The organism is Stenotrophomonas sp. YJH_SMC_58 (assembly GCF_059369635.1).
Window position 1 is genome coordinate 310,536 of record NZ_JCAFSW010000001.1, and the last position, 25,739, is coordinate 336,274.

A 25,739-nucleotide genomic window follows, 5' to 3' on the forward strand; every position below is an offset into this window, starting at 1 on the left:
AGGGCGTCGGGCGGGGACGGATCCTGGCGGGGATCCGGCCCCGGTTTTTTTTGCACCCGGCGGATCAGTACCGGTAGTTCACCTTCATCCACAAGCTGCGCCCGGGCTCGTTGATGCGCACCGGGTCGGCCGGGAAGCCGAAGTCGGCACTGCCGGCCAGGTTCAGGTGCTCGCTGTAGGCGCGGTCGAACAGGTTGTCGACGCCCGCGCTGAGCTGCAGCTGCGAACTGAAACGGTACGCGGCGTTGAGCGCGAACGTGGCGAAACCGGCACTCGGCCCCAGGTCCTGCGCAACGACATTGCCTTGGCCATTTGCGACACGATGCTGGTGGTTCACCGCACGCAGCAGTGCCCCGGCGCTCCAGCGCTGGCCTTCCCAGTTCGCACTCAGGCGCGTTTCCAGCGGCGGCATCTGCGGCAGCGGACGCTGCTGGTCGCGGTTCTCGCCCCAGGCATAGGCCAGCGTGCCCCCCAGTTTCCACTGCTCGGCCACGCTTACCTCCAGCCCCGCCTCAGCACCGGCGATGCGCGCGTCGACATTGCGGGCCTGGCTCATGCCCATCATGCCGCTGCCGTGGTACGTGAACAGGATGTAGTCCTGGATCTGCCCGGCGTACGCCGAAACCCACGCCTGCACGCGCGGTCCCTTGTACTGCAGGCCGACGTCGAGCTGGGTGGTGCGTTCGGGCTGCACGCCGGTGAACGCGTTCACTGCGCCGGCCGGGCCATGGTTGGGCGAGAACAGCTCCCAGTAGTCGGGCATGCGTTCACTGTGGCCGAGCCCGGCGTACCAGGTCAGGCCGTCGGCCAGATCCTGCTCGTAGCGCAGGAAGCCGCTGCCGAGCCAGTCCTTGCGGCGCTGGCCCGCAGTCGGATTGGGCCTGTTCCCCATCATTCCGCGGATCGATTGCCGCTCATCTCGGACGCTGCCGCGGTCGATGCGCAGGCCGCTGATCCAACGCTGATCGGTGCCGGCGCCGAGGGTCAACTCGGTGAACACGCCATAGCGGCGGAAGTGGGCATCGGTCCCCCAGGCGGCCTGGCGGTAGGTGTCGCGGCCCATGCCCATGCGGCCACGATGGCGGCTGTCTTCGCCGTCCACACCCGCCACCAGTTGCACGTCCTGCCAGTGCCACTCGGAACTGACCCGGCCGCCCTGGGTACGGCGGTCCACGTTCGACGCCATCGGCATCGGCATCATGCTGTTGGGATTCGGCGTGCGCAGCGTGTAGTTGTCCATCACGTGGTCGGCTTCGTTGTAGTACACGTTGGCCTGCAACGTGTCCCACGCACCGGGCAGATTTCGTTTTTCGAAGCGCGCGGCATAGCTGGTGCGTTCGAACGCGGCACCGTCCATGCCGCGCCCGGCGTAACGCGCGATGGCATCGCCGGCACCGGCGGAAATCTCCAGCAGCGTGTCGGCATCCGGCGTCCAGCCGATGGCCACGTCGCCATTCCACTTGCGCCACTTCGACGGCACCACGTCACCGTGGCCGTCCTTGTAGTCATCGGCCTCGGAGCGGTTGCCGCTGGCGCGTACATAGCCGGTCGGATTGCCCAGGGTCAGGTCCAGTACCTGGTCATTGCGGTTGCGCGAGCCGACCAGCGCACTGGCATCGGCACGCACGCCGGGTTCATCGAAGCGCGGGGTGTCGCGCTCGAAGCGCACGGTACCGGCCGAGGCACCTGCGCCCCAGCGCACGCTCTGCGGGCCCTTGATGATGGTCAACCGGTCGAAGCTTTCCGGCGCGATGTAGGACAGCGGATTGTCCATGCGCGACGGGCAGGCACCGATCAGGTTGCCGTCGTTGCTGAGGATGTTCAGGCGCGAACCGAACATGCCGCGCAGCACCGGGTCGCCGTTGGTGCCGCCGTTGCGGATGGCAGAGAATCCGGGAACGGTTTTCAGGTAATCGGCACCATCACTGGCCGGCACCGGCTGCCGCGGCAGGCGTGGGTCGGTCACCCAGTGCAGCGGCGAGGACGGTGCGGCGGCGGTGACCACCATCGTATCGAGGGTACGCGCCTCGTCGGCGGGCGCAGCGTGGGCCAGTGACGCGGCCACGGCCAGGCCAAGGGCAACCGGCAGGCGCGCGCAGGCGCCCGCGGGGCGGGAAGTCATTTTCATCGGAACAGCTCCAAGGTACGCACGCGCGCACGGCGCCCGGTCAGGCGCGTCGTGCGGCAGATTCACGGGGATATCAGCGGACGATGGAGACGCGCGGTGGCCCACGTGCGGCATGTGCGGGCCAGTGCGGTGCGGGCAGCACCCGTTGCGACCACGGGAACACCAGGCGCGGCCGCCACAGCAGCGGCAACAGCAGCACCAGCACCGCCAGCCATGGCAGCAGGCGCATGGCCAGTACGCAGTATTCGCAGGCTTCGCCATGCATGGCGTGGGGATCGGCCGGGCGGTCAGGCGCTGCCGGCGCGGCGCCGTGCTGATCGTGCCCGGCCATGGCCATGTCATGCATGTCGTGACCCATGGCGGCGTGGTCCATGCCCGCCATTGCGGTGTGGTCCATCGGCGGCGCCTGCAACGCGCGGCTGACCAGCGGCGCAAGCACCATCAGCAGCGTCGCCAGGATGGCGAGCTGGAGCAGAAGGGGCTGCGGGCGGGACAGGCGGGGCACCCCGCTAGTGTAGATGCGGGTCCAGGGTTGCCCGTGCGACGAACGGTCGCAGGAGGGGGTTTATCGGCAGGGCTGCGCCCTGCACCCGCTGCGAGCTGGAGCAACAGCAACAGCCGAAGCAAAAGCGGGCTTCCTGTGGGTAGGCGGGGTGGGTCCGGTTGCGGGAGACGCCGTAAACCCATCCTTGGGGGCTTGGCCGCGGCATCCATGCCGCGGACACTCCCGCAACCGGACCCACCCCGCCTTCGACAGATCTCTGCGATCTGCAGTAGATCCACGCCATGCGTGGATGAATCTCAATCGGAATCGAATATTTCGAACTGGAATCGAAAAGCATCCACGCATGGATCTATCGTGTCGACCAAGGTCGACACCTACCAACAGCCGCCGGAATCTGTCAGAGGTGGGGCGGTGTCGGAGTGCGGGGTGTCAGCCGCATGGATGCGGCTGCCAAGCTTACAGGGACGTACTTGCAGCGTCCCCGCACTCCGACACCGCCCCGCCAACCCACGGAATGCCGCTTCTGCTGTTGCTGTTGCCTTTGTCCGCAGCAGGTGCAGGGCTGCAAGCCCTGCTCGACCAACCCCTCACACCGTGATGGTCTGGGTCAGTGACTCCCACGTCGGGGGCACCGGCCACGCGGCGGCCTGGTTGCCATCCAGCACCCTGCGCAGATCGCGCGGATCAATCTGCGGTGCCAGCACGTGCACCAGCTCCAGCGCGTAATCGCGCAGCACCCGGTCGCGCGGCAACACCGCCCAGGCAATGCACTCGCTGATCGGGTCCGGCGCCGGCCACGAGCGCAGGTCTTCGTCGCTGGAACTGACCGCCATCTCGGCCAGCAGGCCTACGCCCAGACCGGTACGCACATAGGTCTTGATCAGGTCCGCATCGAGCGCGGTCAGCGCCAGGTCCGGCGCCAGGCCGTTTGCAGCGAAGGCGCGCTGCAACGAGGAATTCGGGCGGGTCGAGGATTCGTAGCTGATCAGCGGCTGCCGGGCCAACGCGGCCAGGTCCGGTGCGCGGCCGGCGCGGTCCAGCGGGTGCCCCTTGGGTACCACCACCAGGCGTCGCCAGCGGAACAGCGGCACCGCGATGCCATCGGTGGGCTCACTGCCGGCGGTGCTGATGATCGCGATATCCGCGTCACCCTGGTTCAAGCGGTCCAGCGCGTCGGTTTCACCGGCCTGCTGCAGGTGCACGCTCACCTGGGGATAGGCCTGCTTGATCGCTGCCACCGCCGGCGGCAGCACGAAGCGCGCCTGGGTGTGGGTGGTGGTCAGGATCAGCTGGCCCTGGCTCTCGCGGCGCTGGTTGGCCGCGTAGGTGCGGATGTTGTTGGCCTCGGCCAGCACCGCGCGGGCGCGGGCGATCACCTCGGTACCGGCCGGGGTGACCGACTCCAGGCTGCGGCCCTTGCGCACGAACAACAGGAAGCCGAGCTCGTCTTCCAGCTGCTTGAGCTGCTTGGACAGGCCGGGCTGGGTGGCGTGCACGCGCGAGGCGGCCAGCGTGATGTTCAGCTCGGCGTCGGCGATGGCGACCAGGTAGCGCAGCTGGGTCAGCGTCATGGGAGGCGGGCGGCGTGGGGCGGAGGTCCACTCTAGGGTCAATTGCCGTCACCAGCTTATAACCAAAGGTTGTTTAAGAAAGGTATCTGGTCATTTCCGGGCGTCATATGCCGGCGCTACGGTCAGCCGGCAGCCGCTGGCCTGAACAGCCAGCCCTCCCCTTCTGCCCGCCGGCGTCCGGCGCGGCCCTGTTTCCGGAGCGCTTCCATGGCCCTGTACGACTCCATCCTCGATACCGTCGGCAACACCCCCATCGTCAAGCTGCAGCGCCTGGCGCCGCCGCAGGTCAGCGTCTACGCCAAGGTCGAGTCGTTCAACCCGGGCGGCTCGGTCAAGGACCGCCTGGCGCTGGCGATCATCCTCGACGCCGAAGCACGTGGCCTGCTCAAGCCGGGCGACACCATCGTCGAAGCCACTTCTGGCAACACCGGCGTGGCGCTGGCGATGGTCGCCGCCGCGCGCGGCTACAAGTTCGTGGCGACCATGGTCGAGACCTTCTCGGTGGAGCGCCGCAAGCTGATGCGCGCCTATGGCGCCAAGGTGATCCTGACCCCGGCCGCCGAACGCGGCAGCGGCATGGTGCGCAAGGCGCGCGAACTGGCCGAGCAGCACGGCTGGTTCCTGGCCAGCCAGTTCGCCAACCCGGCCAATCCGGCGTATCACCGCAACACCACCGCCGCCGAGATCCTGCGCGACTTCGCCGGCAAGCGGCTGGACTACTTCGTCAGCGGCTGGGGCACGGGCGGCACGCTCACCGGCGTGGGCGAAGTGCTGAAGGTCGCGCGTCCGCAGACCCGCATCATCGCCACCGAGCCAGCCGGCGCCGCACTGCTGAAGGGCGATGACTGGAAGCCGCACAAGATCCAGGGCTGGACCCCGGACTTCGTGCCCGACGTGCTCAACCGTGATGTGGTGGATGAACTGGTGACGGTGGAAGATGACCGCGCGATCGCCACCGCGCGCCGACTGGCTGCGGAAGAAGGCATCTTCGTCGGCATCTCCGCCGGCGCTACCGTGGCCAGCGCACTGGATGTGGCCGCACGTGCCGAACCGGGTTCAGTGATCCTGGCGATGCTGCCGGACACCGGTGAACGCTACTTCTCCACGCCGCTGTTTGCCGACGTGAATGAGGGTTCCGACGACGACTGGCTGGCCGGCCTGCCGTGACACCCGGGCTCAGAGCCCTTTCCATCCGGAAAAGGCTCTGACCCCATCCTGTTGCATGCCCAGGGTCGGATCCCTTTTCCGCAGGGAAAGGGCTCCGCCCCCCTTCTGCTTCAGCCTGCATGAAGGCGTCGCCCGCCATCGTGCGTGAAGGCCGTCGGATCGCAGCGCGTGAGACGGTCATGACGCAGTATCGATGCCCTGTCCCCTACCGTGGGAACAGCCGGCGCAGATGCTGCGCGGATCACCTCACAGGCAGGAGACGGACGCATGAAGATCGAAGTTTGGCAGGGCGACATCACGACCCTGGCGGTGGATGCGATCGTCAACGCGGCCAATGAAACGCTGCTCGGTGGTGGCGGTGTCGACGGCGCGATCCATCGTGCGGCCGGGCCCGCATTGCTGGCCGAATGCGCGCAGCTGCCGGAACTGCGCCCGGGCGTACGTTGCCCGACCGGCGAAGTGCGCGCCACCAGTGCTTACGCTTTGCCTGCACGCTACGTACTGCACACGGTGGGCCCGGTCTGGCACGACGGCCAGCGCGATGAACCGGCGTTGCTCGCCAACTGCTACTGGAAGTCGCTGCAGCTGGCCGAACCGCTGGGCGTGCAGTCGATCGCATTCCCAGCCATCAGCTGCGGCGTATACGGCTATCCGCTGTACCAGGCCGCGCAGATCGCAGTGACCGAAACACTGGCCTGGCAGCGCAGCCACGCGCAACCGATGCGCATCGTGCTGGTGGCGTTCAATACCGCTACGGCCAAGGCCTACCAGCAGGCGTTGAGTGCCGCCGGGCAAAGCGCCGACAGCGAACCGCACGGGTCGATGCTGCCGCCCCTGGGTGACACGGGTTTTGCCGCCGCGCATTGAATCGCAACGCAGCGCGGAAAGGAAAAGGCCGGGCATTGCCCGGCCTTCTCAGTTGCACCGTTGATGTCATCCACGCATGGCGTGGATCACGCTCAACGACTGGCAGCTTCCACCGCAGCGGCGTCATCGGCCACGGCGGCTGCCGCGTCGGCAGCGGCACGTGCAGCCGAGGCGGCAGCACCCTCGGCGCTGGCCCCTTCCACCTGCACGCGCACCTCGACCATGCCTGCACCATTGTTCAGGCTGGACACGTCGACGGTGTAATGACCGGCCGGCAGAGTCTCTTCCAGGCGCGAGTTGGTACCGTTGCCACCGTCGTCGTCGGTCAGCTCGACATCGCCACCGACCACGCGCAGCACGGTATCGACCTGGCTGGAAATCGCGTCCAGGCGCACGTCGGCCGGCCGGTCCAGGGTCAGCAGGAAGCGGCGACGGCCTTCGTTGTCCAGCATGGTGTACACGCTGCCCGACTTCGGCAGGGCGGTGCCATCGCGCTCGACCAGATTCCCCGGCAGTTCGATGCGGGAGGCAGACAGGGTGAACATGCCATTGACACCGCTGCCGAGGCCGCGCGCGGTCAGGGTGTACTTGCCCGGCTTCAGCGACAGGGTCAGCCGCGAGTTGGTGCTGTCGTTGCCATCGTCGTTTTCGGCTTCAACGCCCTGGCCCGACAGCTTCAGCACCGGATCGAAGACATCCGACACCAGGCGGATTTCGTACAGGCCGGCCTTGTCCACCTGCAAGGTGTAGTCCTGCGAATCACTGGCCAGCATGTCCACGATTTCGCCACTGCCCGCCAACGGCTTGCCGTCGTAAGGTTTCAGCTTCTCGGCTCGCAGGCGATACGGACCAAAGGCGGTCGGGCCATCGGCATTGACCGCCACCTGGTAGGTGCCGCCGCCATTGGCACGGAACGCCAGCGAGACGTCGCCTTCGCGTTCGTAACCGGTGTTGCTGGTGGAAACAAGACTGCCGTTGTTGAACACGGCGATCGAGCCGCTGAGGGCACCAGTGAGCTTCAGGCCGACCAGATCCTTGTCTTCCAGCTTGATCTGGTAGAGCTGGTGATGGCTGCCATCATTGAAGTTGATGCCGCTGCGCGAGGTGATCTCGCCGGACACCGGCTTGTCGAAATCGAGCGACGCGGCCTTGCCTGCCTCTGCGCCGCCGCCGATACGGTTGCACCCGCCGGCGACCAGGACCGTGGCTACGGCCAGTGTGATTGCTGCCAAACGCATGTTGTTTCTCCTTGGCCTTCCATGTGGTTCCCGCGTACCGGCCGGGCACGCGGGGGCGGAAAAGATACCCGCAAAAGCAAACGCCGGCGTGATGCCGGCGCTGCCTTGTTCATCCAGCGATGGGACGGATCAGCCGTTCCACTTGCCCAGCGCAGCCAGGCCGTTGTCCTTGGCACGCTCGTACACGGTCTTCTGGGCGGCTGCGTAGTTGCCCTTCATGTCCTTGGCCCACAGCTTCAGCGCGGCCTGCTGCATGGCGCGGCCGTAGGAGAAGCTCAGCGGCCACGGCAGGTTGCCCAGCTGGTTCATCGCGTTCAGGTGCTCGGTGGACTGCTCGTCGCTCTGGCCACCGGACAGGAACACCACGCCCGGCAGGATGGCCGGCACGGTGCTCTTCAGGCACATCACGGTCGACTCGGCCACTTCCTCGACGTCGGCCTGCTCATCGCAGTTCTTGCCGGAGATGACCATGGACGCCTTCAGGATGGTGCCTTCCAGCAGCACGTTCTGCTGGTACAGCGCGTCGAACAGCGAACGCAGGGTGGCTTCGGTGACTTCGTAGCAGGTCTCGATGTCGTGGTCGCCGTCCATGATCACTTCCGGCTCGACCATCGGCACCAGGCCGCATTCCTGGCACAGGGCGGCATAACGGGCCAGCGCATGGGCGTTGGACTCGATGCAGGTGCCCGACGGAATGCTCTCGCCGATGTTGATGACCGCACGCCACTTGGCGAAGCGCGCACCCAGCTTGTAGTACTCCTGCAGGCGCTCGCGCAGGCCGTCCAGGCCTTCGGTGACCAGCTCGCCCGGGCAGCCGGCCAGCGGGTGCGCACCCTTGTCCACCTTGATGCCCGGAATCATGCCGTGGTCGGCCATGTACTTGGCGAACGGCACGCCGTCCCTGGTCGACTGGCGGATGGTTTCGTCGTACAGGATGGCGCCGGAAATGTGCTCGTTGAGCTTCGGCGTGGTCAGCAGCAGCTCGCGGTAGGCACGACGGTTCTCCTCGGTGTTCTCGATACCGACGCCGGCGAAACGCTTGGCGATGGTAGCGGTGGATTCGTCGATCGCGATGATGCCCTTGCCCGGGGCGACCATGGCCTGGGCGGTTTCGGCCAGCTGTTCGATGCTCATGTATTTCCTGTGGCGGGTGCGGGAAAAACGTAAGTATAGCCCCGCTGCCCGTTGCCCCGGTGTCGAGGCCAGGATGGAAACGATTCCAATGTCCGCGCAGGACAAGGGATGTCCTGCGGCATGGGGTCAGAGCCCCTTTGGGGATCTGACCCCGGGTCGGATGCGCGCAGCGGCTCCGATCCAAGGCCGACTGGGTTTACAGATCGCCCAGCCCAATGGCACGGCCGTCTTCACCCACTTCCAGCAGGCGCAGGGTATTGGTGGCACCGTGGGTTTCCATGTGCTCGCCGCTGGTGAACACGACGCGGTCGCCGGCCTGCAGCAGTTCGGCTTCCACCAGCAGGCGGATGCTGCCGCGCGCGGCTTCGCGCGGGGTCAGGCCGCGGCTGTCGAAGTTGATCGGGAACACATCGCGCATCAGCGCCATCTGCCGGCGCGCGCCGTCATGGCGGGTCACCGCGAACACCGGCGCCTTGGCGCGGAAACGCGACAGGTAACGCGCGGTGCCACCGGACTCGGTCATTGCCACGATCGCGCGCACGCCCACGTGCTGGGACAGGAACATGGTGGCCATGGCAATGGCCTGGTCGGCACGCTCGAGGTTGCGCGGCGAAGCGTTGAAGTCGGTCTCGGTCTGGAACTGGCGCTCGGCCCCCAGGCAGATGCGCGCCATTGCTTCGACCGCCTTGACCGGCCAGGCACCTGCAGCGGTCTCGGCCGACAGCATCACCGCATCGGTGCCGTCGATGACCGAGTTGGCCACGTCCAGCACTTCGGCACGGGTCGGAATCGGGCTTTCCACCATCGACTGCAGCATCTGCGTGGCGGTGATCACCACCTTGTTCTGTGCCAGCGAGGCCTTGATGATCTTCTTCTGCAGGCCCGGCAGTTCGGCATCGCCGATCTCCACGCCAAGGTCGCCACGGGCGACCATCACCACGTCGCTGGCCTCGACGATTTCTTCCAGGTTCTCGATGGCCTCGGTGCGCTCGATCTTCGACACCAGCGCAGCATCACAGCCATGCGAGCGGGCGATGTCACGCGCATCGTTCATGTCCTGCGCGTTGCGACAGAACGACACGGCGATGAAGTCGACACCGATCTTGGCGACGATGCCGATCAGCTCCTTGTCGCGCTCGGTCAGCGCGCCCAGCGAGAGGCCGCCGCCCTGCTTGTTCAGGCCCTTGCGGTCGGACAGCACACCGTCGTTCAGTACGGTATTGATGATGCGTTCGCCCTGCACCTCCACCACCTGCAGCTGCATCAGGCCGTCGTCGAGCAGCAGGACGTCGCCCGGACCCACGTCCTGCGGCAGGCCGAGGTAGCTCACACCCACCTGGGTGGCATCACCCGGGCCGGCGCCGGTGCTGGCGATCAGGTCGAAGCGGTTGCCCGCCTTCAGCTGCACCTTGCCTTCTGCGAAGCGCTCGATGCGGATCTTCGGGCCCGGCAGGTCGGCCAAGATGCCCACTTCCACGCCGACGCGGGCGGCGGCGGCACGCACTTCGGCGGCACGCTTGGCCTGGCCGGACGGGTCACCATGGCTGAAGTTGAGGCGCACCACGTTGACGCCGGCGCGGAACAGATCCTCCAGCACGCCCGGCGGATCAGTGGCCGGACCGAGGGTGGCAAGGATCTTGGTGCGACGCTGACGCTCGAACATGGTGAATGGGCCTCTCCCGATAAAGAACGGAAATTAGCACATCCTTCACGCCGCATGTATACGGTTACAGCCTTGTGCTGCCTGACTTCGCGGGTCATGGAACGGACATCACCCCGACATACGCTGGCGCAGGGTGTTCTGTAGAGCCGGGCCATGCCCGGCTGCACCGTGGGCCGCAATCAGCCGAGCGTGGGGCCAGCTCTACAGGCAAGGGCGGCTAGGCCAACAGCGTCGTCAGCTGTGCCGGCTCGCGAGCCAGCTGGCCCGCACCGGCTTCGGTCAGTTCGGCCTCACCGCCAAAGCCCCACAGCACGCCCACGCTGCGCAGGCCGTGGTGGCGTGCGCCCTCGATGTCCATGCGGCGGTCGCCGATCATCCAGCACTGTGCGGGCTGCAGCTGCAGGCGGCGCAGTGCCTCCCCGACCAGCTCGGGCTTGTGGCTGCGCGAGCCGTCCAGGGTCGAACCGACGATCTCCTCGAACAGCCCGCCAAACGGCAGGTGCGCAAGGATGCGGCGCGCATGCGGCTCGTTCTTGGCGGTGACCACCGCCAGGCGGTGGCCTCGGCCATGCAGCGTGCGCAGGGTGTCTTCCACCTGCGGGTACACCGTGTGTTCGCGCCAGCCTTCGGCATCGAAGCGCTCGCGGTAATAGCCCACCGCCTGCTCCACCCGCGCTGGTTCGACGAACAGTGGCGTGAAGGTGGTACGCAGCGAAGGACCGATCCAGCCCAGCAGCGTCTCCTGCGGCGGCACCGGATGGTCCATCTTCTGCAGCGCATAGGCGATGCAGGCGGTGATGCCCACCTGCGAGTCGATCAGCGTGCCGTCCAGGTCGAAGAACAGGACATCCTTGCTGTGCCCGGCACTCATGCGCCGCGCGCGTCGAGTGCGGCCACCGCCGGCAGGGTCTTGCCCTCCAGGAACTCCAGGAACGCGCCGCCGCCGGTGGAGATGTAGCTGACCTGCTGGGCGATATCGAACTTGTCGACCGCCGCCAGGGTGTCGCCGCCACCGGCGATGGAGAACGCCCTGGAGCTGGCGATGGCGCGGGCCAGCGCTTCGGTGCCCTTGCTGAAGGCCTCGAACTCGAACACACCGACCGGGCCGTTCCAGACCACGGTACCGGCCTTGTCGATCAGCTGCGCGTACTGCGCCGCGGTCTGCGGGCCGATGTCCAGGATCAGATCATCTTCGGCAACGGCGTCGACTGCCTTCACCTGGGCGACCGCGTCGGGCATGAACTGCTTGGCGGTCACCACGTCCACCGGCAGCGGGATGTCGGCGCCGCGCGCCTTGGCATCGGCCACGATCTTCTTCGCGGTGTCCAGCAGGTCCGGCTCGTACAGCGACTTGCCGACGTTGTAGCCGGCGGCAGCGATGAAGGTGTTGGCGATGCCACCACCGACGATCAGCTGGTCGACCTTGCCGACCAGGTTGGCCAGCAGTTCCAGCTTGGTGCTGACCTTGCTGCCGGCGACGATGGCCAGCAGCGGCTTGGCCGGTGCATCCAGCGCCTGCGCCAGTGCGTCCAGTTCGGCCATCAGCAGCGGGCCACCGGCAGCAACCGGGGCGAAGCGGATGACACCGTGTGTGGAGGCCTGCGCACGGTGCGCGGTGCCGAAGGCGTCCATCACGAACACATCGCACAGGGCGGCGTACTTCTTCGACAGGGCTTCATCGTCCTTGCCCTCGCCGACGTTCATGCGGCAGTTTTCCAGCAGCACCAGCTGGCCCGGCTGGACCTCTACACCGTCGACCCAGTCGCGCACCAGCGGAACCTCGCGACCGAGCAGCTCGGACAGGCGCTGGGCCACCGGCGCCAGCGAATCGGCTTCGCTCCACACACCTTCCTTCGGGCGCCCCAGGTGCGAGGTGACCATCACCGCCGCGCCCTGCTCCAGCGCGCGCTTGAGCGTCGGCAGCGAAGCGGTGATGCGCTGTTCGGAAGTGATGCGGCCATTCTCGATCGGCACGTTCAGATCCTGGCGGATCAGCACGCGCTTGCCGGAGAGGTCGAGGTCGGTCATGCGGACGATGGACATGGGCAACTCTTTGGCTCGGGGACGGGATGCCGGAATGCGGCAGGCGGCCATTGTATCGGGTGCGGGTGGTGGGAGGGTCGATGCCTGCGGCAGGCAGAGGCGTAACTGCAACTGCAACTGCAACTGCAACTGCAGCAGCAACAGCACAGCCAGAGCCAAAGCGCTGGCGCTTCGTGGTGCCGTGAGTGGGCCGGGGCGGTGTGGGCTCGCGGGGGACGCCGTGAATCCATCCCTGGAGGCTCGGGCGCGCCATCCATGGCGCTTACGCCCCCGCGAGCCCAGACCACCCCGGCCTCGACAGGTTCATGAGGCGGAGCGGACGGCGAAAGCAAAGGCGGTTTCTGGTGTCGGAGGGAGATGGAAGGTTGAGCCGAGCTGATGCTCGGCTGGAGATCTCGTGGAGAGCAGCCGAGCGTGGGCCCGGCTCTAGAAAGAGCGCCCAGCCAAGCAGCTGTTGCTCTTCTTTTTTTCTTTCCGTGGGTGGACGCACACGGAAACTGTCAGAGGCCGGGCGGGTGGGCTGGGCAGGGGTATCCGCGCCATGGATGGCGCGGCTAAGCCTCCAGGGACGGATTCACGGCGTCCCCTGCCCAGCCCATCCGCTCGGCCCATCCCCGGGATCGCGCTTTGCAGCCACCCACGAGGGGCTGCGCCGTTCGCTGGAACCTATTCCGAAGGCGCCGGCTTCTGCCGAAGCAGGCTGACCGCCAGGCCGCCAACAACCAACACACCCAGCCCCAGCAACGCCCACAGCAACCACGCCTTCCAATCGTGCTGCGGCTTCAGCGCCGCGTCACCGGCCAGCGGCTCCGGGCTGCCCTCCAGGCGCGCCAGCGTCGGCTGCCACGACGGATCATTGCGCTGCCGCAGTTCCTCGATCAACACACCGATCGGCGCTTCCATGCGGCGCGCGGTCGCGCTGCCCACTGCCAGTGCATACGGCGCTGCCCCCTGGCTCAGGAACACCAGTACTTCCGGCTGGTAGCCCAAGCGCAGGGTCGGTGCGGTCGCAGTTTCCGCCGGGTTCGCCACCAGCTTCCAGTAGCGGTCACGATGCACGCCCCCCAGCGGCTGGGCCGCTGATTGCTGGCGCTGGCCCTGCGCGCCCTGCTGCAGTTGGTACGCAATCCATGGCGCACCGCGGCGCTGCCATTCCGCACTCTCGTCATCGCGGCTGAACAACGTCCACTGCACCAGGCTGTTGTCGGTGCTGGTCACATCCGCGCGCGCTACCGGGAAACGGCCGTCGAGTTCGAAGGTGTATTCACCCTTGCCCTTCGAGGTCGGTTCCAGCGACAGCCACTCCCACGGCAGCGTGGCCGGCGCCGGCGGCAGCTCGGCCAGCACGCTGCGCAGCGTCGGCAGGCGCGTATCGCCCTGCGCCAGCACGCGCACATAGCGCGCCTCGCCGTCCACCTGCAGGCGGCGCTGCAGCAGGCGCTTGCCAGCACGCTGCAGGTCGACCAGCGGGATGTCACGCCCGATCGGACGCCAGTGCTGCAGGTCGTCGCTGGCATCCAGCTGCACCTGCGCCTGCAACGGCTGTCCGCTGTCAGCCCAGTCCAGCACCAGTGCCGCCAACGGTTGCTGGCCGAGCACGCTGGCATCGATCAGCCAACCACCCTGCCCGTTCGCTGCCGCACCGCCGCTCACGCGTGCTTCGACGCGACGGACACGGCCATCGGTATCGCGCTCGGTCAGCAACTGCAGATCGTTGCGCTGTGCTTCGGCCAGCGGCGGCAGCGCGAACCACGGCAGCTCACGCTGCACCGGCGGCTGTGCCAGCGGCTGGTCCGGCGCCAGCAATGCCGATGGCAACGATTGGCCGGCGGCGTTGAACACCTGCAGGTCACCCAGGTCTGCGGCACCTGCACGGCGATAGATCGCCGGCTCCAGAACCACCCTGTACGCACCGGACTGTGCGCTGGACAGCGTCAACGGCCACTGCTCGGCGTACTGCGTGCGGTAGTCGGCGGCCTGCACCGCGACGGCGGCCAGCATGCCGAACATCGCCGGCAGCAGCGCCCTGCTCCACTTCCTCATTGTTTTTCCTCCACGGACGGCGCCGCGCTGGGCGGTGCCGGTGCCAGATAACCCACGACCGTGCACAGCAGGCCGTAGGCGATGAACGATGCGATGCCCAGCAGGTTGCCCAGGTGCTGGCGATCGACGATGACCAGCTTGGCCAGCACCACGCCCATCAGCACGGCACCGACCATCCACAACACGCGCTGGCCACGGCGCGATCCCCACACCCAGGCAATCACGCCAAGCACGCTCCACAGCACGGTCAGGCTGGTCTGCGCCAGGCTGGAACGCATCATCGACGCACTCCACGACAGGCCGCCCCACTGATGCACGCCATGCAGCACCACGCTGGTCAGCGCGACGAACGTTGCCAGTGACAGCAGCGGCATGCGGATTCCCGACAGGGTCTTCGGCGCCTGATCGCTGTACAGCCAGCGTGCAAGCAGCAACAGGCTCAGCCACTGTCCGAGCTCGGCCGGATTCAATACCGGCAGCCAGAGCAGCGGCGCAGCATCGCCCGGCAGCAGCTGTCCGAACAGCCAGCCGATCGACAACAGGCCGAACAGCACGCACTGCAGCGGCTGGCGCACGCGATCGAACGCTGCACCCAGCGGCCAGCGAAGCGCATTCCAGCGCCACAGCGACAGCGCCGCCATCAGCAGCCACGGCACCGTCACCAGCAACGTGGTCCAGCCCTGTGCCAGCCCGGCCTCGCCACCGCCCCACAGGGCCAGCAGCGAAAGCAGAGACGGCCACAACAGCCACCACAGGAACTGCGCGATGCGCGCCACGCTGTCGCCCCCCTGGCGCAGGCAGAGCAGCGTGCGCACGCCCATCACCGCGAACACCGCCCAGGCCAGCGCGCCGTAGCCGGCGAATGGCTGATGGTGCGCGTCGCTCTGCATCAGCGCCAGCGGGAAGCCCAGCGCCAGCATGGCCAGCGCGGTCACGCCCAGTGCGCGTGCCGGCTGACGGCGCTGCATTTCGGCGGCCAGCCAGGCAGTGACGGCGGCCAGCACCAGCAACGCGTCCACTTCGGCGCGGTACGGGAAGAAGCGGGTGATCTCATGCACCATGCCGCCCAGCCACCACAGCAGGCCCCACAGGTAGTAGACCAGGGCGATCTCGTGGCGTGACCTGCGCTGGTAGCTCCAGGCCGACGCGAAGCCGGCCAGGGCCAGCAGCAGCGCCCCGATGGCAGTCGGATTGATCAGGAAACGCAGGTCCTCATGCCAGTGATCGCCACCGGCCACGAAGGCGAACGCAGCGCCCATCTGCAGCAGCGCGCCGGACACCTGCGGCAGCCAGCGCTTCTGGCGCAGGCCCAACCAGGCCAGTCCGGCGCCTTCCAGCGCGAAGACCGCGCCGGTGGCCCGCGCCGACAAGGCCAGCGGCACCGCCAGCGTGGCAAAGCCCACCGCCAGCACCGCGTGCGACTGCGCCAGCACGGTGTACGACGCGCGCCTGATCAACGCCCACGCCAGCGCCGCGTAGATCGCGGCCAGGCCCAGTGCGCACAGCGCCAGCGTCATCGGCTGCTGGTACAGCATCCCCGCCTGCAACGAGAACGCGACCAACGGCGTACCGAACACCAGGCTGCCATCGACCAGGTCACGCTGCCCGGCGGGCTGCCGGCGTGCGTAGAGCAACGGGATCAGCAGGTAGAAGGCGAAGAACAGCAGCAGGAACGGCTCGGTGCTGCTGAACTTGTCAGGCGCGTACTGCAGCACGCCCCAGAACGTGCCGATACCGAAGGTGAAGGCGAAGCCCAGCAGGTTCAGCGCGCGCCACGGTCGGAACCAGGCAATGGCGAAGATGCCGGCGTTGAGCACGGCGTAGTAGCTGAACAACCCCACGTGGTTGCCGCTGCCGGTGGACAGCCACAGCGGTGCCATGAAGCCGGCGAGGATGCCCAGCACCGCCAGCGTACGCGAGTTCTGCACCACCGCCAGCACGCACAGCGCGGCCACCAGTGCAATGGAGCTGACGAAGGCGAAGCCCGGCGGAATCAGCTCGAAACGCTTGAAGGCCGCGAAGATGGTCAACAGCAGCACGCCGATGGCACCGCCCTGCAAGGCCAGCGCAAACAGGCGCCGGCGCTCGCGCTGGTGCCAGCCGAACGCCAGCAGGCCCAGTGCACCGACGGTGACACCGGCCAGGCGCAGCTCGATCGGCAGCACCAGCCAGCCCTGGTCGCTGACGTACTTCAGCAGCGCAGCGACACCGGCCAGCAGCACCAGCATGCCGATCTTCACCGGCACGTTGCCCTCGGTGAACCAGCGCTTGACCGCGCCACTGCCGCGCTCGATGAAGTTCGGCAGCGCCGGTCCGGAAGGCAACGGTGGCTGCATCGGCGCGGGTGGCACCGGCGGTGGTGCGATCGGGCGCGGCGCCTCCGTTGCCGCAGGCACCGCTTCGCGCACCGGCGTTGGCTGAGGCGGAGGCGGAGGCGGAGGCGGTGCAGCAGCCGCCACCGGCCGCAGGAACGGTGGATCGGCACTGGCCACAGGGGGGGCCGCAGGCCGTTCAGGCGCGTGCATGGCGGCGACCGGCGCGGCAGCCATGGCGCTTTCCAGCGCGGCGACGCGGCGGCGCAGGCCGGCAATCATCACCAGCGCCACCACCAGCAGCAGCGGGATGGCCAGCAGGACCAGTACGACCAGGGCAATCAGTGCTTCCATTGCGTGCTTCCATAGCGTTCCCGCGCCCCAGCGGCAGCGGTCGACCGGCCCATGCTACGACAGGGCCGGCCCCATAAACGACGAACCCCGGCCAGGCCGGGGTCCGTGTGCGATCTTCGCCGGCCTTACTTGGCGGCGATGACCTTGGCCATTTCCAGGCACTTGTTCGAGTAGCCCCACTCGTTGTCGTACCAGGTGACCAGCTTGACGAAGGTGCCGTCCAGGGCGATGCCAGCGTCGGCGTCGAACACCGAAGTGCAGGTTTCGCCGCGGAAATCGGTGGCCACCACCTTGTCTTCGGTGTAGCCCAGGATGCCCTTCAGCGGGCCTTCGCTCTGTGCCTTCACTTCCGCGCAGATCTCGGCGTAGGTGGCTTCCTTTTCCAGTTCGACGGTCAGGTCGACCACCGACACGTCAGAGGTCGGGACGCGGAAGCTCATGCCGGTCAGCTTCTTGTTCAGTTCCGGGATGACCACGCCGACGGCCTTGGCCGCACCGGTGGACGACGGGATGATGTTCTCCAGGATGCCACGGCCACCGCGCCAGTCCTTGTTGGACGGGCCATCGACGGTCTTCTGGGTGGCGGTTGCCGCATGCACGGTGGTCATCAGGCCGCGCTTGATGCCCCACTTGTCATTGATGACCTTGGCCAGCGGGGCCAGGCAGTTGGTGGTGCACGAGGCGTTGGAAATGATCGCCTGGCCGGCGTAGGTCTTGTCGTTCACGCCGTAGACGAACATCGGCGTGTCGTCCTTCGACGGCGCCGACATGATGACCTTCCTGGCGCCGGCATCGATGTGCTTCTGCGCGGTTTCCTTGGTCAGGAACAGGCCGGTGGCTTCCAGCACCACGTCGGCACCGACTTCATCCCACTTCAGGTTGGCCGGGTCGCGTTCCTGGGTCAGGCGGATCTTCTTGCCGTTGACCAGCAGGTCGTTGCCCTGCACTGCCACGTCGGCCTTGAAGCGGCCGTGCACGGAGTCGTACTTGAGCATGTACGCCAGGTAGTCCGGCTCCAGCAGATCGTTGATGGCCACGATTTCGATGTCGTCGCCGAAGTTCAGCACCGCCGAGCGCAGGACGTTACGCCCGATGCGACCGAAACCGTTGATACCAACCTTGATTGCCATTTCTCAAGCTCCTGCGGCCGCTACGGGTGCGGCGGGATGGATAGGGCCCACAAGTCTAGCAAACCGGGGCTGGCCACCGTGGGCCAGCGCCCGGGCCAGAGGGCCGGCGGACAGGATTTGATCCGGATCAAAGCGTTAGCACGGCGTGAGGCCGAGACTGTCGCCATCCACCCAGCAACGAGATCACCCCCATGCGCAAGACCTCCCCCCTGATCCTGGCCGGCCTGGCCGCCGCCCTGTCCCTCGCCGCCGCCCCGGCCATGGCCCAGTCCAAGGGCGACTGGACCGTCTCGGCCGGCGTCCACCAGGTGGCGCCGAAGTCGAACAACGGCTGGCTGGCCGGCCACACGCTGAACGTCGACGTCGACAACGACGTCAAGCCGACCATCACCGGCGAGTACTTCATTGCCGACAACCTGGGCATCGAAGTGCTGGCCGCGCTGCCGTTCAAGCACGACATCAACATCAATGGCCTCGGCCGCGTCGGCAGCACCAAGCAGTTGCCGCCGGTGGTGACTCTGCAGTACCACTTCAACAGCAAGGGCAAGGTCTCGCCGTTCGTCGGCGCGGGCGTGAACTACACGACCTTCTTCAGCGAAGACACCACCGGTGCGCTGGCCGGCAGCAAGCTGAAGCTGCAGGATTCGTGGGGCCTGGCCGCGCATGCGGGCATCGACTTCGCGATCGGCGAGAAGGGCGCCCTGCGTGTGGACATGCGCTGGATCGACATCGACAGCAAGGTGAAGTTGAACGGCGAGAAGATCGGCACGGTCAACATCGATCCGCTGGTCTACGGCGCGTCGTACGTCTTCAAGTTCTAAGCGGTGTGTTGGGCGCGGGGGCTTCGCCCCCGCTCCCCCGCCATACGCAAAACCCTCGCAGCATGTTGCCCCGGTGATTGCCGGGGCTTTTTTTGTGCCTGGGACTGAAGCGGTTCCGGAGCTGGGGCAAGGCGGGGAGCAGAGCCGGGACACGCCGCCCCTCCCGCTGCGCTCCCGCTTCGGAACAGGAACGCGCCGCTCTTCAATCCACCTACACCGCTAGAATGTGCGCATGAAAGCCCTGCATTCCCTGTTCCTCGCCGCCGCCCTGGCGCCGGTCCTGCTGTCCGCTTCCGCCCCCGCCCATGCCTGGGGCGCACAAGGCCACCGCCTTGTCGCCGAAGTCGCCGACGCCCGTCTCAACCCCGCTGCCCGCGCAGAAGTGGACCGCCTGCTGGCCACCGAACCGGACGCCACGCTGGCCAGCATCGCCCCGTGGGCCGACCAGCTGCGTGCCAAGGATCCGGGCCTGGGCCGTCGCTCGGCCGGCTGGCACTACGTCAACATCGCCGAAGACAATTGCCATTACGAAGCACCGAAGCACTGCAGGAACGGCAACTGCATCGTCGAGGCCCTGAAGGCACAGAGCACCATCCTCGGCGACCGCAGCCTGACCGATGGCGAGCGCCTGCAGGCGCTGAAGTTCGTCGTGCACCTGGTCGGCGACATCCATCAGCCGATGCACGCCGGTTACGCGCACGACAAGGGCGGCAACGAATTCCAGCTGCAGTTCGGCAACCGCGGTACCAACCTGCACTCGCTGTGGGACAGCGGCATGCTCAACACCCGCAAGCTGGACGACGCGGGTTACCTGCCGCTGCTGCAGAGCCAGCGCGCGCCGAAACTGGCCCGCCAGTCCAACCCGCAGCGCGACCCGCAGACGTGGGCAGAGGCCAGCTGCCGCATTTCCATGCAAGCTGGCGTTTATCCGGCCACGCGTAAAATCGGTGACGAATACACCGAGCGCTACCGGCCGCTGGCCGAAGCGCAGCTGCGACTAGCCGGTGAAAACCTGGCGCAGTTGCTGAACCGCGTGCTCGGCGCGCGCTGAGGAGGGTTCCAATGTCAGTCCAGGTGCAGTCGTTCTTCCACCGTGACAGCAATACCTTCAGCTACCTGGTCAGCGACCCGGCCAGTAGCGAGGCAGTGCTGATCGACCCGGTCCTGGACTACGACCCGGATACCGACGCCAGCAGTGAAGCGCCGCTGCATGCCGCATTGCAGGCCATCGAGCAACAAGGCCTGCAGCTGCGCTGGCTGCTGGAAACCCATGCCCACGCTGACCATGTGTCGGCCGGGCGCCGCCTGAAGCATCGTTTCCCGCAGGCCACCCTGGCCATCGGCGAAGGCATCCGCGCGGTACAGGCAACGTTTGCACCACGCTATGGCCTGCAGCTTCCTGCCGAAGATGAAATCTTCGATCACCTGTTCAGCGACGGCGAAACCTTCGCTCTGGGCGAACTGCGCTGCCAGGTGATCGCAGTGCCCGGCCATACCAGCGACAGCATCGCCTACCTGATCGATGATGCGCTGTTCACCGGCGACTCGCTGTTCATGCCCGATGGCGGCACCGCCCGCTGTGACTTCCCGGGTGGTGATGCCGCGCAGCTGTACCGCTCGATCCAGCGCCTGCTGGCCCTGCCCGATGCAACGCGCGTGTTCGTCTGCCACGACTACGGCCCGGGTGGACGCAGTTTCGCCAACGAAACCACCATCGGCGAACAGCGCGCGCACAACATCCACGTGCATGACGGCGTAGCCGAGGCGGAGTTCGTCAGCGTGCGACAGGCCCGTGATGCCATGCTGGAAGAACCGAAACTGATGCAGCCCGCAGTGAAGGCCAACATCCAGGGCGGGGCCTGATCGACGCCGCTGTACTGGCCGGGCATGGCCCGGCGCCACCCGGCATCACGCGCGATCATTTTCCCTGCGTGCGGACCGTCTGCCGGCCCTTCACGACCTCGAAGGTGAAGGCGTACTGCAGGGTGACGGCCACCGGTTCGACCCGCTCGGCACTGCGGCAGTCGCCGCGATCTGCCGGCACTTTACCTGCCGCGAAGTGGCAGACTGCGGCAGACGAGTACTTCCACATGGCAACCGCCTCCTGCGCTGCCTGCAGCAAGGGCGCATTCTCCGGTGCCTCACCCGCACTGCATTCGCTGCGGTCGGTCAGCGGGATGCTGCGCTCAACGCTGCCCTGCGCATCCACCACCACCTGCAGGCAGACCGTAGTCGGCGGCAGCGAGGTGCGTGGATCACGCTCGCCCACTACCGGGTCCGGTGCCGTATGCAGTTGTGGCATGCGGTAGCCTTCGCTGGCGGCCAGTGCGTAGGGCTGGATCTGGCCGGTCCCTCCCCCCGCATCGGGTCGCAGGCGCTGGTGACCGACATTCTCGCTGCGGGTATCGGCCGTGGTCAGGCGATCCTGGGTTGCACATCCCGCCAGCAGCACGGCCATCATCAGCAGCGGCGCTCGCTTCACTTCGTGTCCTCGGTGTCATCCATGGCGTAGGTAATCGGGACGCGCACGGCACCGGCCACCGGCTTGCCGTTCTTCACTGCGGGCCGATAGCTCCAGCTGCGCGCCGCAGCAATCGAGACAGCATCGAACACCCCCGGATTGGTGGCGCTGAGCACCTGGACGTCGGTGGGATGGCCTTGGGCGTCCACTTCCACGCGCAGGTTCACCACGCCCACCTGGCGCTGCTCGACCGCAGATTTCGGATAGGACGGTGGCGGCATCTTGTCGACCTGGATCTCCCGGTCCATGACGGACCCTGCCGCGCCTCCCGCGCCTCCGCCCTGGCTGGCCCACGCCACCGCTCCCATTCCCAGGCACACCCCGACCACCAGTACCTGTCCCGACACCCACGGCAATGCCTTCCGCTTGGACTGCTTCAACATGGCGATGCGCTCCTTCAACACGGGTTGGCTGCGCCAATGGCAGACCGCGGGCGCAACCGGTTGGACCAGCTGCGCCTTCAGCAGCGTGCTGGCGTAGAGGCCGCGCAGCGCAGGCTGCGGGCCGATGGTGCGGGCATCGCAGGCCAGTTCCTGGTCGCGCAGGAAGCGGCATGCGGCCCAGGGCAGCAACGGGTGGAACCAGAACACCGCGCGCACCAGCAGCAGCGCGCCGTTGGCCCAGTGGTCGCCATTGCGACGGTGGCTGCGCTCGTGCTGCAGGATCAGGTGCTGTTCCTGTGCACTGAAGTGCTGGTCGAAGTCAGGGCCGACCACGATGCGCGGCCGCCACAGGCCAACCAGGGCTGGCAGACCTGGGTCGCCGCTCGCCTGCCAGCTACCATCGGTGCGCGGCGTCAGTGGACCCATGCTCCGTTCGAAACGGCGCTGCGCACGCAGGTCGCGCAGCAGGCAGAGGCCCATGCCCACGGCCCAGAATGCCAGCAACAACCCGGCCCATGGCAAGGACTGGCCGGCCGCGCCATCAATGGCACCGGGCAGCACTTTCAGCGGCAGCGTGGGTACCTGCTGCAACAACGCAACCTGCGGCAACGGCAGCATCAGTGCCACCAGCAGCATCGGCAGCAGCCACCAGCTGCGGTATGCCAGACCAGCGCCCCCCAATCGCACCAGCAGCGGCCGCATCACCGCCAGCAGGACCGCGCCCACCGCCAACCACAGGCTGGCCTGCCACACTCCGTTGAGCAGCTCAGTCATGGTCCAGCTCCTGGATCAGTTTCTTCAGTTCGGCGATGTCCTGCGCACTCAACTGGCCGCGTTCGCTGAAGTGCGCGACCAACGGCGCAACGCGCCCTTCAAAGACACGGCCGATGAAGTCCTGGCTCTGCGCCTCCACCCACGCCTGGCGCTGCAGCAGCGGCCGGTACAGGTAGCGCCGGCCATCACGTTCGGCAGCAATCGCGCCCTTGGTCAGCAGACGATTGAGCAGGGTCTTGATGGTCGGTTCGGCCCAGTCGCGGTGGGCCAGTGCGGCTACCACTTCATCGGCGCTACGCGGTGCCTGCTGCCACAGCACCTCCATCACAACGGCTTCGGCTTCGCTGATCGGGGTCATGGTTTACATCCGTAATCGACGCAACGATTACGCGCGTAATCGAATCGTCTGTCAAGCCCCTCGACTCCAGGTTCATCCCGGCTGCGCCAGCATCGATGCCTCCCGCTCCAGGCCCCGGATGAAAGCGCTGCCCAAGAAGGATTTCCCGGTCGAGCAGGCCCGCCGCTTCCTCGAACCTGGCCCGATCGTGCTGGTCAGTACCGCCTGGCGTGGCCAGCGCAACCTGATGACGATGGGCTGGCACATGGTGATGGGCTTCTCGCCGTCATTGGTCGCCACCTACCTGTGGGACGCGAACCACAGCCACGCGCTGGCCCGTGGCAGCGGCGAGTGCGTGATCAATGTGCCGGGCGTGGAACTGCTCGACACCGTGGTGGACATCGGCAACTGCAGCGGCCGCGAGGTCGACAAGTTCGCCCGTTTCGAGCTCGATGCGCTGCCCGCGCGCGAGGTCGGCGCGCCGCTGGTCGGCCAATGTCATTCGAGCTTCGAATGCCGACTCTACGACGACAGCCAGGTGCAGTCGAGCAACCTGTTCATCTGGGAAATCGTGCGCGCCCACGTCGCGCCCCGGCCGAAACTGCCGCGCACGGTGCATTACCGGGGCGATGGCCAGTTCATGGTGTCCGGCACCGAAGTCTCGCGTCGACGGCGGTTCAAGCCCGACATGCTGTAATGCCAGCACTCCCCCACACGCAGGACCGCCGCGCATGACCGAACACCTCACCGACCTGGACGCCGCCGTCGACTGGTTGTTTGCGCGCGTGGACGGGCCGCTGCGGATCGGGGCACCGCTGGCACTGGGCAAGCCGCATCGGCTGCTCAATGCCCTTTATGCACGCGTCGAGCACGATCCGTCGCGACCGCTGCAGCTGTATACCGCGCTGTCGCTGAACCCGCCGAAGGCGCGCGGCAACGGCCTGGAAGCGCGCTTCATGGCGCCGTTCGCGCAGCGCCATTTCGGCGACGATTTCCCGCGCCTGGCCTATGCCGATGCGATCGCGCGCGATGCACTGCCGGCACATGTGCAGGTGGAAGAGTTCTACATGCAGTCCGGCGCCCTGCTCGGTTCGCGCCAGGCGCAATCCACCTATACCAGCCTGAACTACACCCACGCCGCCGATGCGGTCGCGCAGCGCGCGCCGCAGGTGATCGTGCAGAAGGTGGCGATGCGGCCGAACGATCGCCGGCTTTCGCTGTCGTGCAACAACGACATCACCCAGGACACGCTGGATGCGATGACCGCGCGCGGGCTGCCGCGCCCGTTGCTGATCGCCGAGATCGATCCGCAGCTGCCTTACATGGGCGGCTCGGCCACGGTCGATGTGTCGTTCTTCGATCTGGTGATCACCCCGCCGCCGCCGTACCCGGCGCTGTTCGGGCTGCCGCGGCAGCCGGTGGGCGATGCCGACTACGCCATCGGCCTGTACGCCAGCACGCTGGTGCGCGACGGCGGCACCCTGCAGATCGGCATCGGCACGCTGGCCGACGCGCTCAGCCATGCGCTGGTGCTGCGCCACACCGACAACGCGCGCTACCGCCGCGTGCTGCATGCGCTGGATCCACAGCTTGCCAGCCACCCGCTGGTGCAGGAGATCGGCGGACTGGATCCGTTCGAGGTGGGCCTGTACGGCTGCAGCGAGATGCTCAACGAAGGCTTCCGCCGGCTGGTGCAGACCGGGGTGATCAAGCGCAAGGTGCACGACGACCTGGCGCTGATGCAGCGCATCGAGAACGGCAGCACGCTGTCCATCGACCACGCCACCCTGGCCGCCGAGGGCGAGTACCTGCACGGCGCGTTCTACCTGGGCTCGCCGGAGTTCTACGAGTGGCTGCGCACGCTGCCGGAAGACGAATGCCGTGCGATCGGCATGCGCCGCATCAGCGAAATCAACCAGCTGTATGGCGGCAACGAGACGCTGGAGCGCCTGCAACGCCGCCATGCGCGCTTCTTCAACTCCTGCATGATGGCCACTGCACTGGGCGCGGCCGTGTCGGATGCGCTGGACGACGGACGTGTGGTGTCCGGCGTGGGTGGCCAGTACAACTTCGTGGCGATGGCACATGCCCTGCCGGAAGCGCGCAGCGTCTTGATGTTCCGCGCGGCGCGCGATGACAAGGGCCAGCGCGAATCCAACGTGCGCTGGAACTACGGGCACACCACCATCCCCCGCCACCTGCGCGACATCTACCTCAACGAATACGGCATCGCCGATCTGCGCGGCCTGACCGACGAGGACTGCGTGCATGCGATGACGGCGATCACCGAAGCCCCGTTCCAGAGCGGCCTGCTGCAGCAGGCGCAGGCCTCGCGCAAGCTGCTGGCAGCCACGCAACCGGATCCGGAGCGCCAGCAGCGCAACACGCCACAGGCGCTGGCGGCGGCGCTGGCACCGTTCCGTGCCGATGGCAGCCTGCCCGACTATCCGCTCGGCAGCGATTTCAACGAGATCGAACAGGTGCTGGTCAAGGCGCTGGGTTGGCTGAAGGCCAACACGCAGACCCGCGGCGACAAGCTGCGCACGGTCTGGGCGGCTCTGCGGCAACCGGCCGGCGACGGCGATGCGGTGTACCTGCAGCGCATGGGTCTACAGGCCCCGAAGGATTTCGCCGAGCGCCTGGACGCGCGACTGCTGCGGCTGGCGCTGGCGCGTACCGCCTGAGAAAAGGGGACGGAGGGGATTAAGTCGCATGTGCACAAACGACTTAATCCCCTCCGTCCCCTTT

General features: G+C 67.2%; 21 protein-coding genes. 7 read left to right on the forward strand and 14 right to left on the reverse strand.

What is annotated here, in order from left to right:
* Nucleotides 1-64: 64 nt before the first annotated feature.
* The 3 genes from AC5P68_RS01355 to AC5P68_RS01365 all read right to left on the reverse strand — a co-directional run bounded on the left by AC5P68_RS01355 (nucleotide 65) and on the right by AC5P68_RS01365 (nucleotide 4,204).
* The gene (locus tag AC5P68_RS01355) at nucleotides 65-2,128 is read right to left on the reverse strand and encodes a TonB-dependent copper receptor (protein ID WP_495216728.1); all 2,064 of its coding nucleotides are present in this window, start codon (nucleotides 2,126-2,128) and stop codon (nucleotides 65-67) included.
* Between the two features lie 73 nt (nucleotides 2,129-2,201).
* Nucleotides 2,202-2,633, reverse strand: a complete 432-nt coding sequence (locus tag AC5P68_RS01360) for a DUF2946 domain-containing protein (RefSeq protein WP_033834416.1) — start codon at nucleotides 2,631-2,633, stop codon at nucleotides 2,202-2,204.
* 587 nt (nucleotides 2,634-3,220) lie between these two features.
* On the reverse strand, nucleotides 3,221-4,204 hold the full coding sequence (locus AC5P68_RS01365) for a LysR family transcriptional regulator (protein WP_005410828.1): 984 nt from the start codon (nucleotides 4,202-4,204) through the stop codon (nucleotides 3,221-3,223).
* 207 nt (nucleotides 4,205-4,411) lie between these two features.
* On the opposite strand from AC5P68_RS01365, the gene cysK reads away from it, so the two are divergent.
* Together cysK and AC5P68_RS01375 are read left to right on the forward strand one after the other, a co-directional pair.
* Nucleotides 4,412-5,371, forward strand: coding sequence for a cysteine synthase A (gene cysK / locus AC5P68_RS01370; RefSeq protein ID WP_012481123.1), 960 nt, complete (start codon nucleotides 4,412-4,414; stop codon nucleotides 5,369-5,371).
* A 267-nt stretch (nucleotides 5,372-5,638) separates the two neighbouring features.
* Nucleotides 5,639-6,238, forward strand: a complete 600-nt coding sequence (locus AC5P68_RS01375; RefSeq protein ID WP_495216727.1) for an O-acetyl-ADP-ribose deacetylase — start codon at nucleotides 5,639-5,641, stop codon at nucleotides 6,236-6,238.
* Between the two features lie 92 nt (nucleotides 6,239-6,330).
* On the opposite strand, the gene AC5P68_RS01380 is transcribed toward AC5P68_RS01375, so the two are convergent.
* The 8 genes from AC5P68_RS01380 to gap form a co-directional block, all read right to left on the reverse strand.
* Nucleotides 6,331-7,476 carry a hypothetical protein gene (locus tag AC5P68_RS01380; protein ID WP_033834920.1) on the reverse strand — a complete coding sequence of 382 codons (1,146 nt, stop codon included), beginning with the start codon at nucleotides 7,474-7,476 and terminating at the stop codon, nucleotides 6,331-6,333.
* Between the two features lie 129 nt (nucleotides 7,477-7,605).
* Nucleotides 7,606-8,610, reverse strand: a complete 1,005-nt coding sequence (locus AC5P68_RS01385; RefSeq protein ID WP_005410832.1) for a class I fructose-bisphosphate aldolase — start codon at nucleotides 8,608-8,610, stop codon at nucleotides 7,606-7,608.
* Between the two features lie 196 nt (nucleotides 8,611-8,806).
* A complete protein-coding gene (pyk, locus tag AC5P68_RS01390; RefSeq protein WP_049453301.1) occupies nucleotides 8,807-10,273 on the reverse strand; it encodes a pyruvate kinase in 1,467 nt (488 codons plus the stop codon).
* A gap of 217 nt (nucleotides 10,274-10,490) precedes the next feature.
* A complete protein-coding gene (locus AC5P68_RS01395; RefSeq protein ID WP_012481127.1) occupies nucleotides 10,491-11,144 on the reverse strand; it encodes an HAD hydrolase-like protein in 654 nt (217 codons plus the stop codon).
* On the reverse strand, nucleotides 11,141-12,316 hold the full coding sequence (locus AC5P68_RS01400) for a phosphoglycerate kinase (RefSeq protein WP_049432698.1): 1,176 nt from the start codon (nucleotides 12,314-12,316) through the stop codon (nucleotides 11,141-11,143). Before AC5P68_RS01400 ends, AC5P68_RS01395 begins: the two co-directional genes overlap by 4 nt.
* A 666-nt stretch (nucleotides 12,317-12,982) precedes the next feature.
* A complete protein-coding gene (locus AC5P68_RS01405) occupies nucleotides 12,983-14,359 on the reverse strand; it encodes a DUF3999 domain-containing protein (protein ID WP_495216725.1) in 1,377 nt (458 codons plus the stop codon).
* Nucleotides 14,356-17,025, reverse strand: a complete 2,670-nt coding sequence (locus tag AC5P68_RS01410) for a DUF2339 domain-containing protein (RefSeq protein ID WP_053451634.1) — start codon at nucleotides 17,023-17,025, stop codon at nucleotides 14,356-14,358. The genes AC5P68_RS01405 and AC5P68_RS01410 overlap by 4 nt, the downstream gene beginning before the upstream one ends.
* 125 nt (nucleotides 17,026-17,150) lie before the next feature.
* Nucleotides 17,151-18,155, reverse strand: coding sequence for a type I glyceraldehyde-3-phosphate dehydrogenase (gene gap, locus AC5P68_RS01415; protein ID WP_005410838.1), 1,005 nt, complete (start codon nucleotides 18,153-18,155; stop codon nucleotides 17,151-17,153).
* Nucleotides 18,156-18,346: 191 nt separating this feature from the next.
* Between gap and AC5P68_RS01420 the strand changes: the two genes are divergently transcribed.
* The 3 genes from AC5P68_RS01420 to AC5P68_RS01430 all read left to right on the forward strand — a co-directional run bounded on the left by AC5P68_RS01420 (nucleotide 18,347) and on the right by AC5P68_RS01430 (nucleotide 20,839).
* The gene (locus AC5P68_RS01420) at nucleotides 18,347-18,976 is read left to right on the forward strand and encodes an OmpW/AlkL family protein (RefSeq protein WP_033834924.1); all 630 of its coding nucleotides are present in this window, start codon (nucleotides 18,347-18,349) and stop codon (nucleotides 18,974-18,976) included.
* A 232-nt stretch (nucleotides 18,977-19,208) separates the two neighbouring features.
* Nucleotides 19,209-20,027 (forward strand): S1/P1 nuclease, encoded by an 819-nt coding sequence (locus AC5P68_RS01425; RefSeq protein ID WP_495216723.1) that lies wholly within the window; start codon nucleotides 19,209-19,211, stop codon nucleotides 20,025-20,027.
* Nucleotides 20,028-20,038: 11 nt separating this feature from the next.
* A complete protein-coding gene (locus tag AC5P68_RS01430; RefSeq protein WP_495216722.1) occupies nucleotides 20,039-20,839 on the forward strand; it encodes an MBL fold metallo-hydrolase in 801 nt (266 codons plus the stop codon).
* Nucleotides 20,840-20,894: 55 nt separating this feature from the next.
* On the opposite strand, the gene AC5P68_RS01435 is transcribed toward AC5P68_RS01430, so the two are convergent.
* The 3 genes from AC5P68_RS01435 to AC5P68_RS01445 are packed head-to-tail and all read right to left on the reverse strand — an operon-like array spanning nucleotide 20,895 to nucleotide 23,012.
* A complete protein-coding gene (locus AC5P68_RS01435; RefSeq protein ID WP_024958475.1) occupies nucleotides 20,895-21,458 on the reverse strand; it encodes a hypothetical protein in 564 nt (187 codons plus the stop codon).
* Nucleotides 21,455-22,654 (reverse strand): TonB family protein, encoded by a 1,200-nt coding sequence (locus AC5P68_RS01440; RefSeq protein ID WP_495216720.1) that lies wholly within the window; start codon nucleotides 22,652-22,654, stop codon nucleotides 21,455-21,457. Before AC5P68_RS01440 ends, AC5P68_RS01435 begins: the two co-directional genes overlap by 4 nt.
* Complete coding sequence (locus tag AC5P68_RS01445) at nucleotides 22,647-23,012, reverse strand: BlaI/MecI/CopY family transcriptional regulator (protein ID WP_012481135.1); 366 nt, start codon at nucleotides 23,010-23,012, stop codon at nucleotides 22,647-22,649. The genes AC5P68_RS01440 and AC5P68_RS01445 overlap by 8 nt, the downstream gene beginning before the upstream one ends.
* Nucleotides 23,013-23,130: 118 nt before the next feature.
* Between AC5P68_RS01445 and AC5P68_RS01450 the strand changes: the two genes are divergently transcribed.
* Nucleotides 23,131-23,688: a flavin reductase family protein gene (locus AC5P68_RS01450; protein WP_033834929.1), complete on the forward strand. Its 558-nt coding sequence runs from the start codon at nucleotides 23,131-23,133 to the stop codon at nucleotides 23,686-23,688.
* Between the two features lie 34 nt (nucleotides 23,689-23,722).
* A complete protein-coding gene (locus AC5P68_RS01455; protein ID WP_033834930.1) occupies nucleotides 23,723-25,675 on the forward strand; it encodes an acetyl-CoA hydrolase/transferase C-terminal domain-containing protein in 1,953 nt (650 codons plus the stop codon).
* Nucleotides 25,676-25,739: the final 64 nt, after the last annotated feature.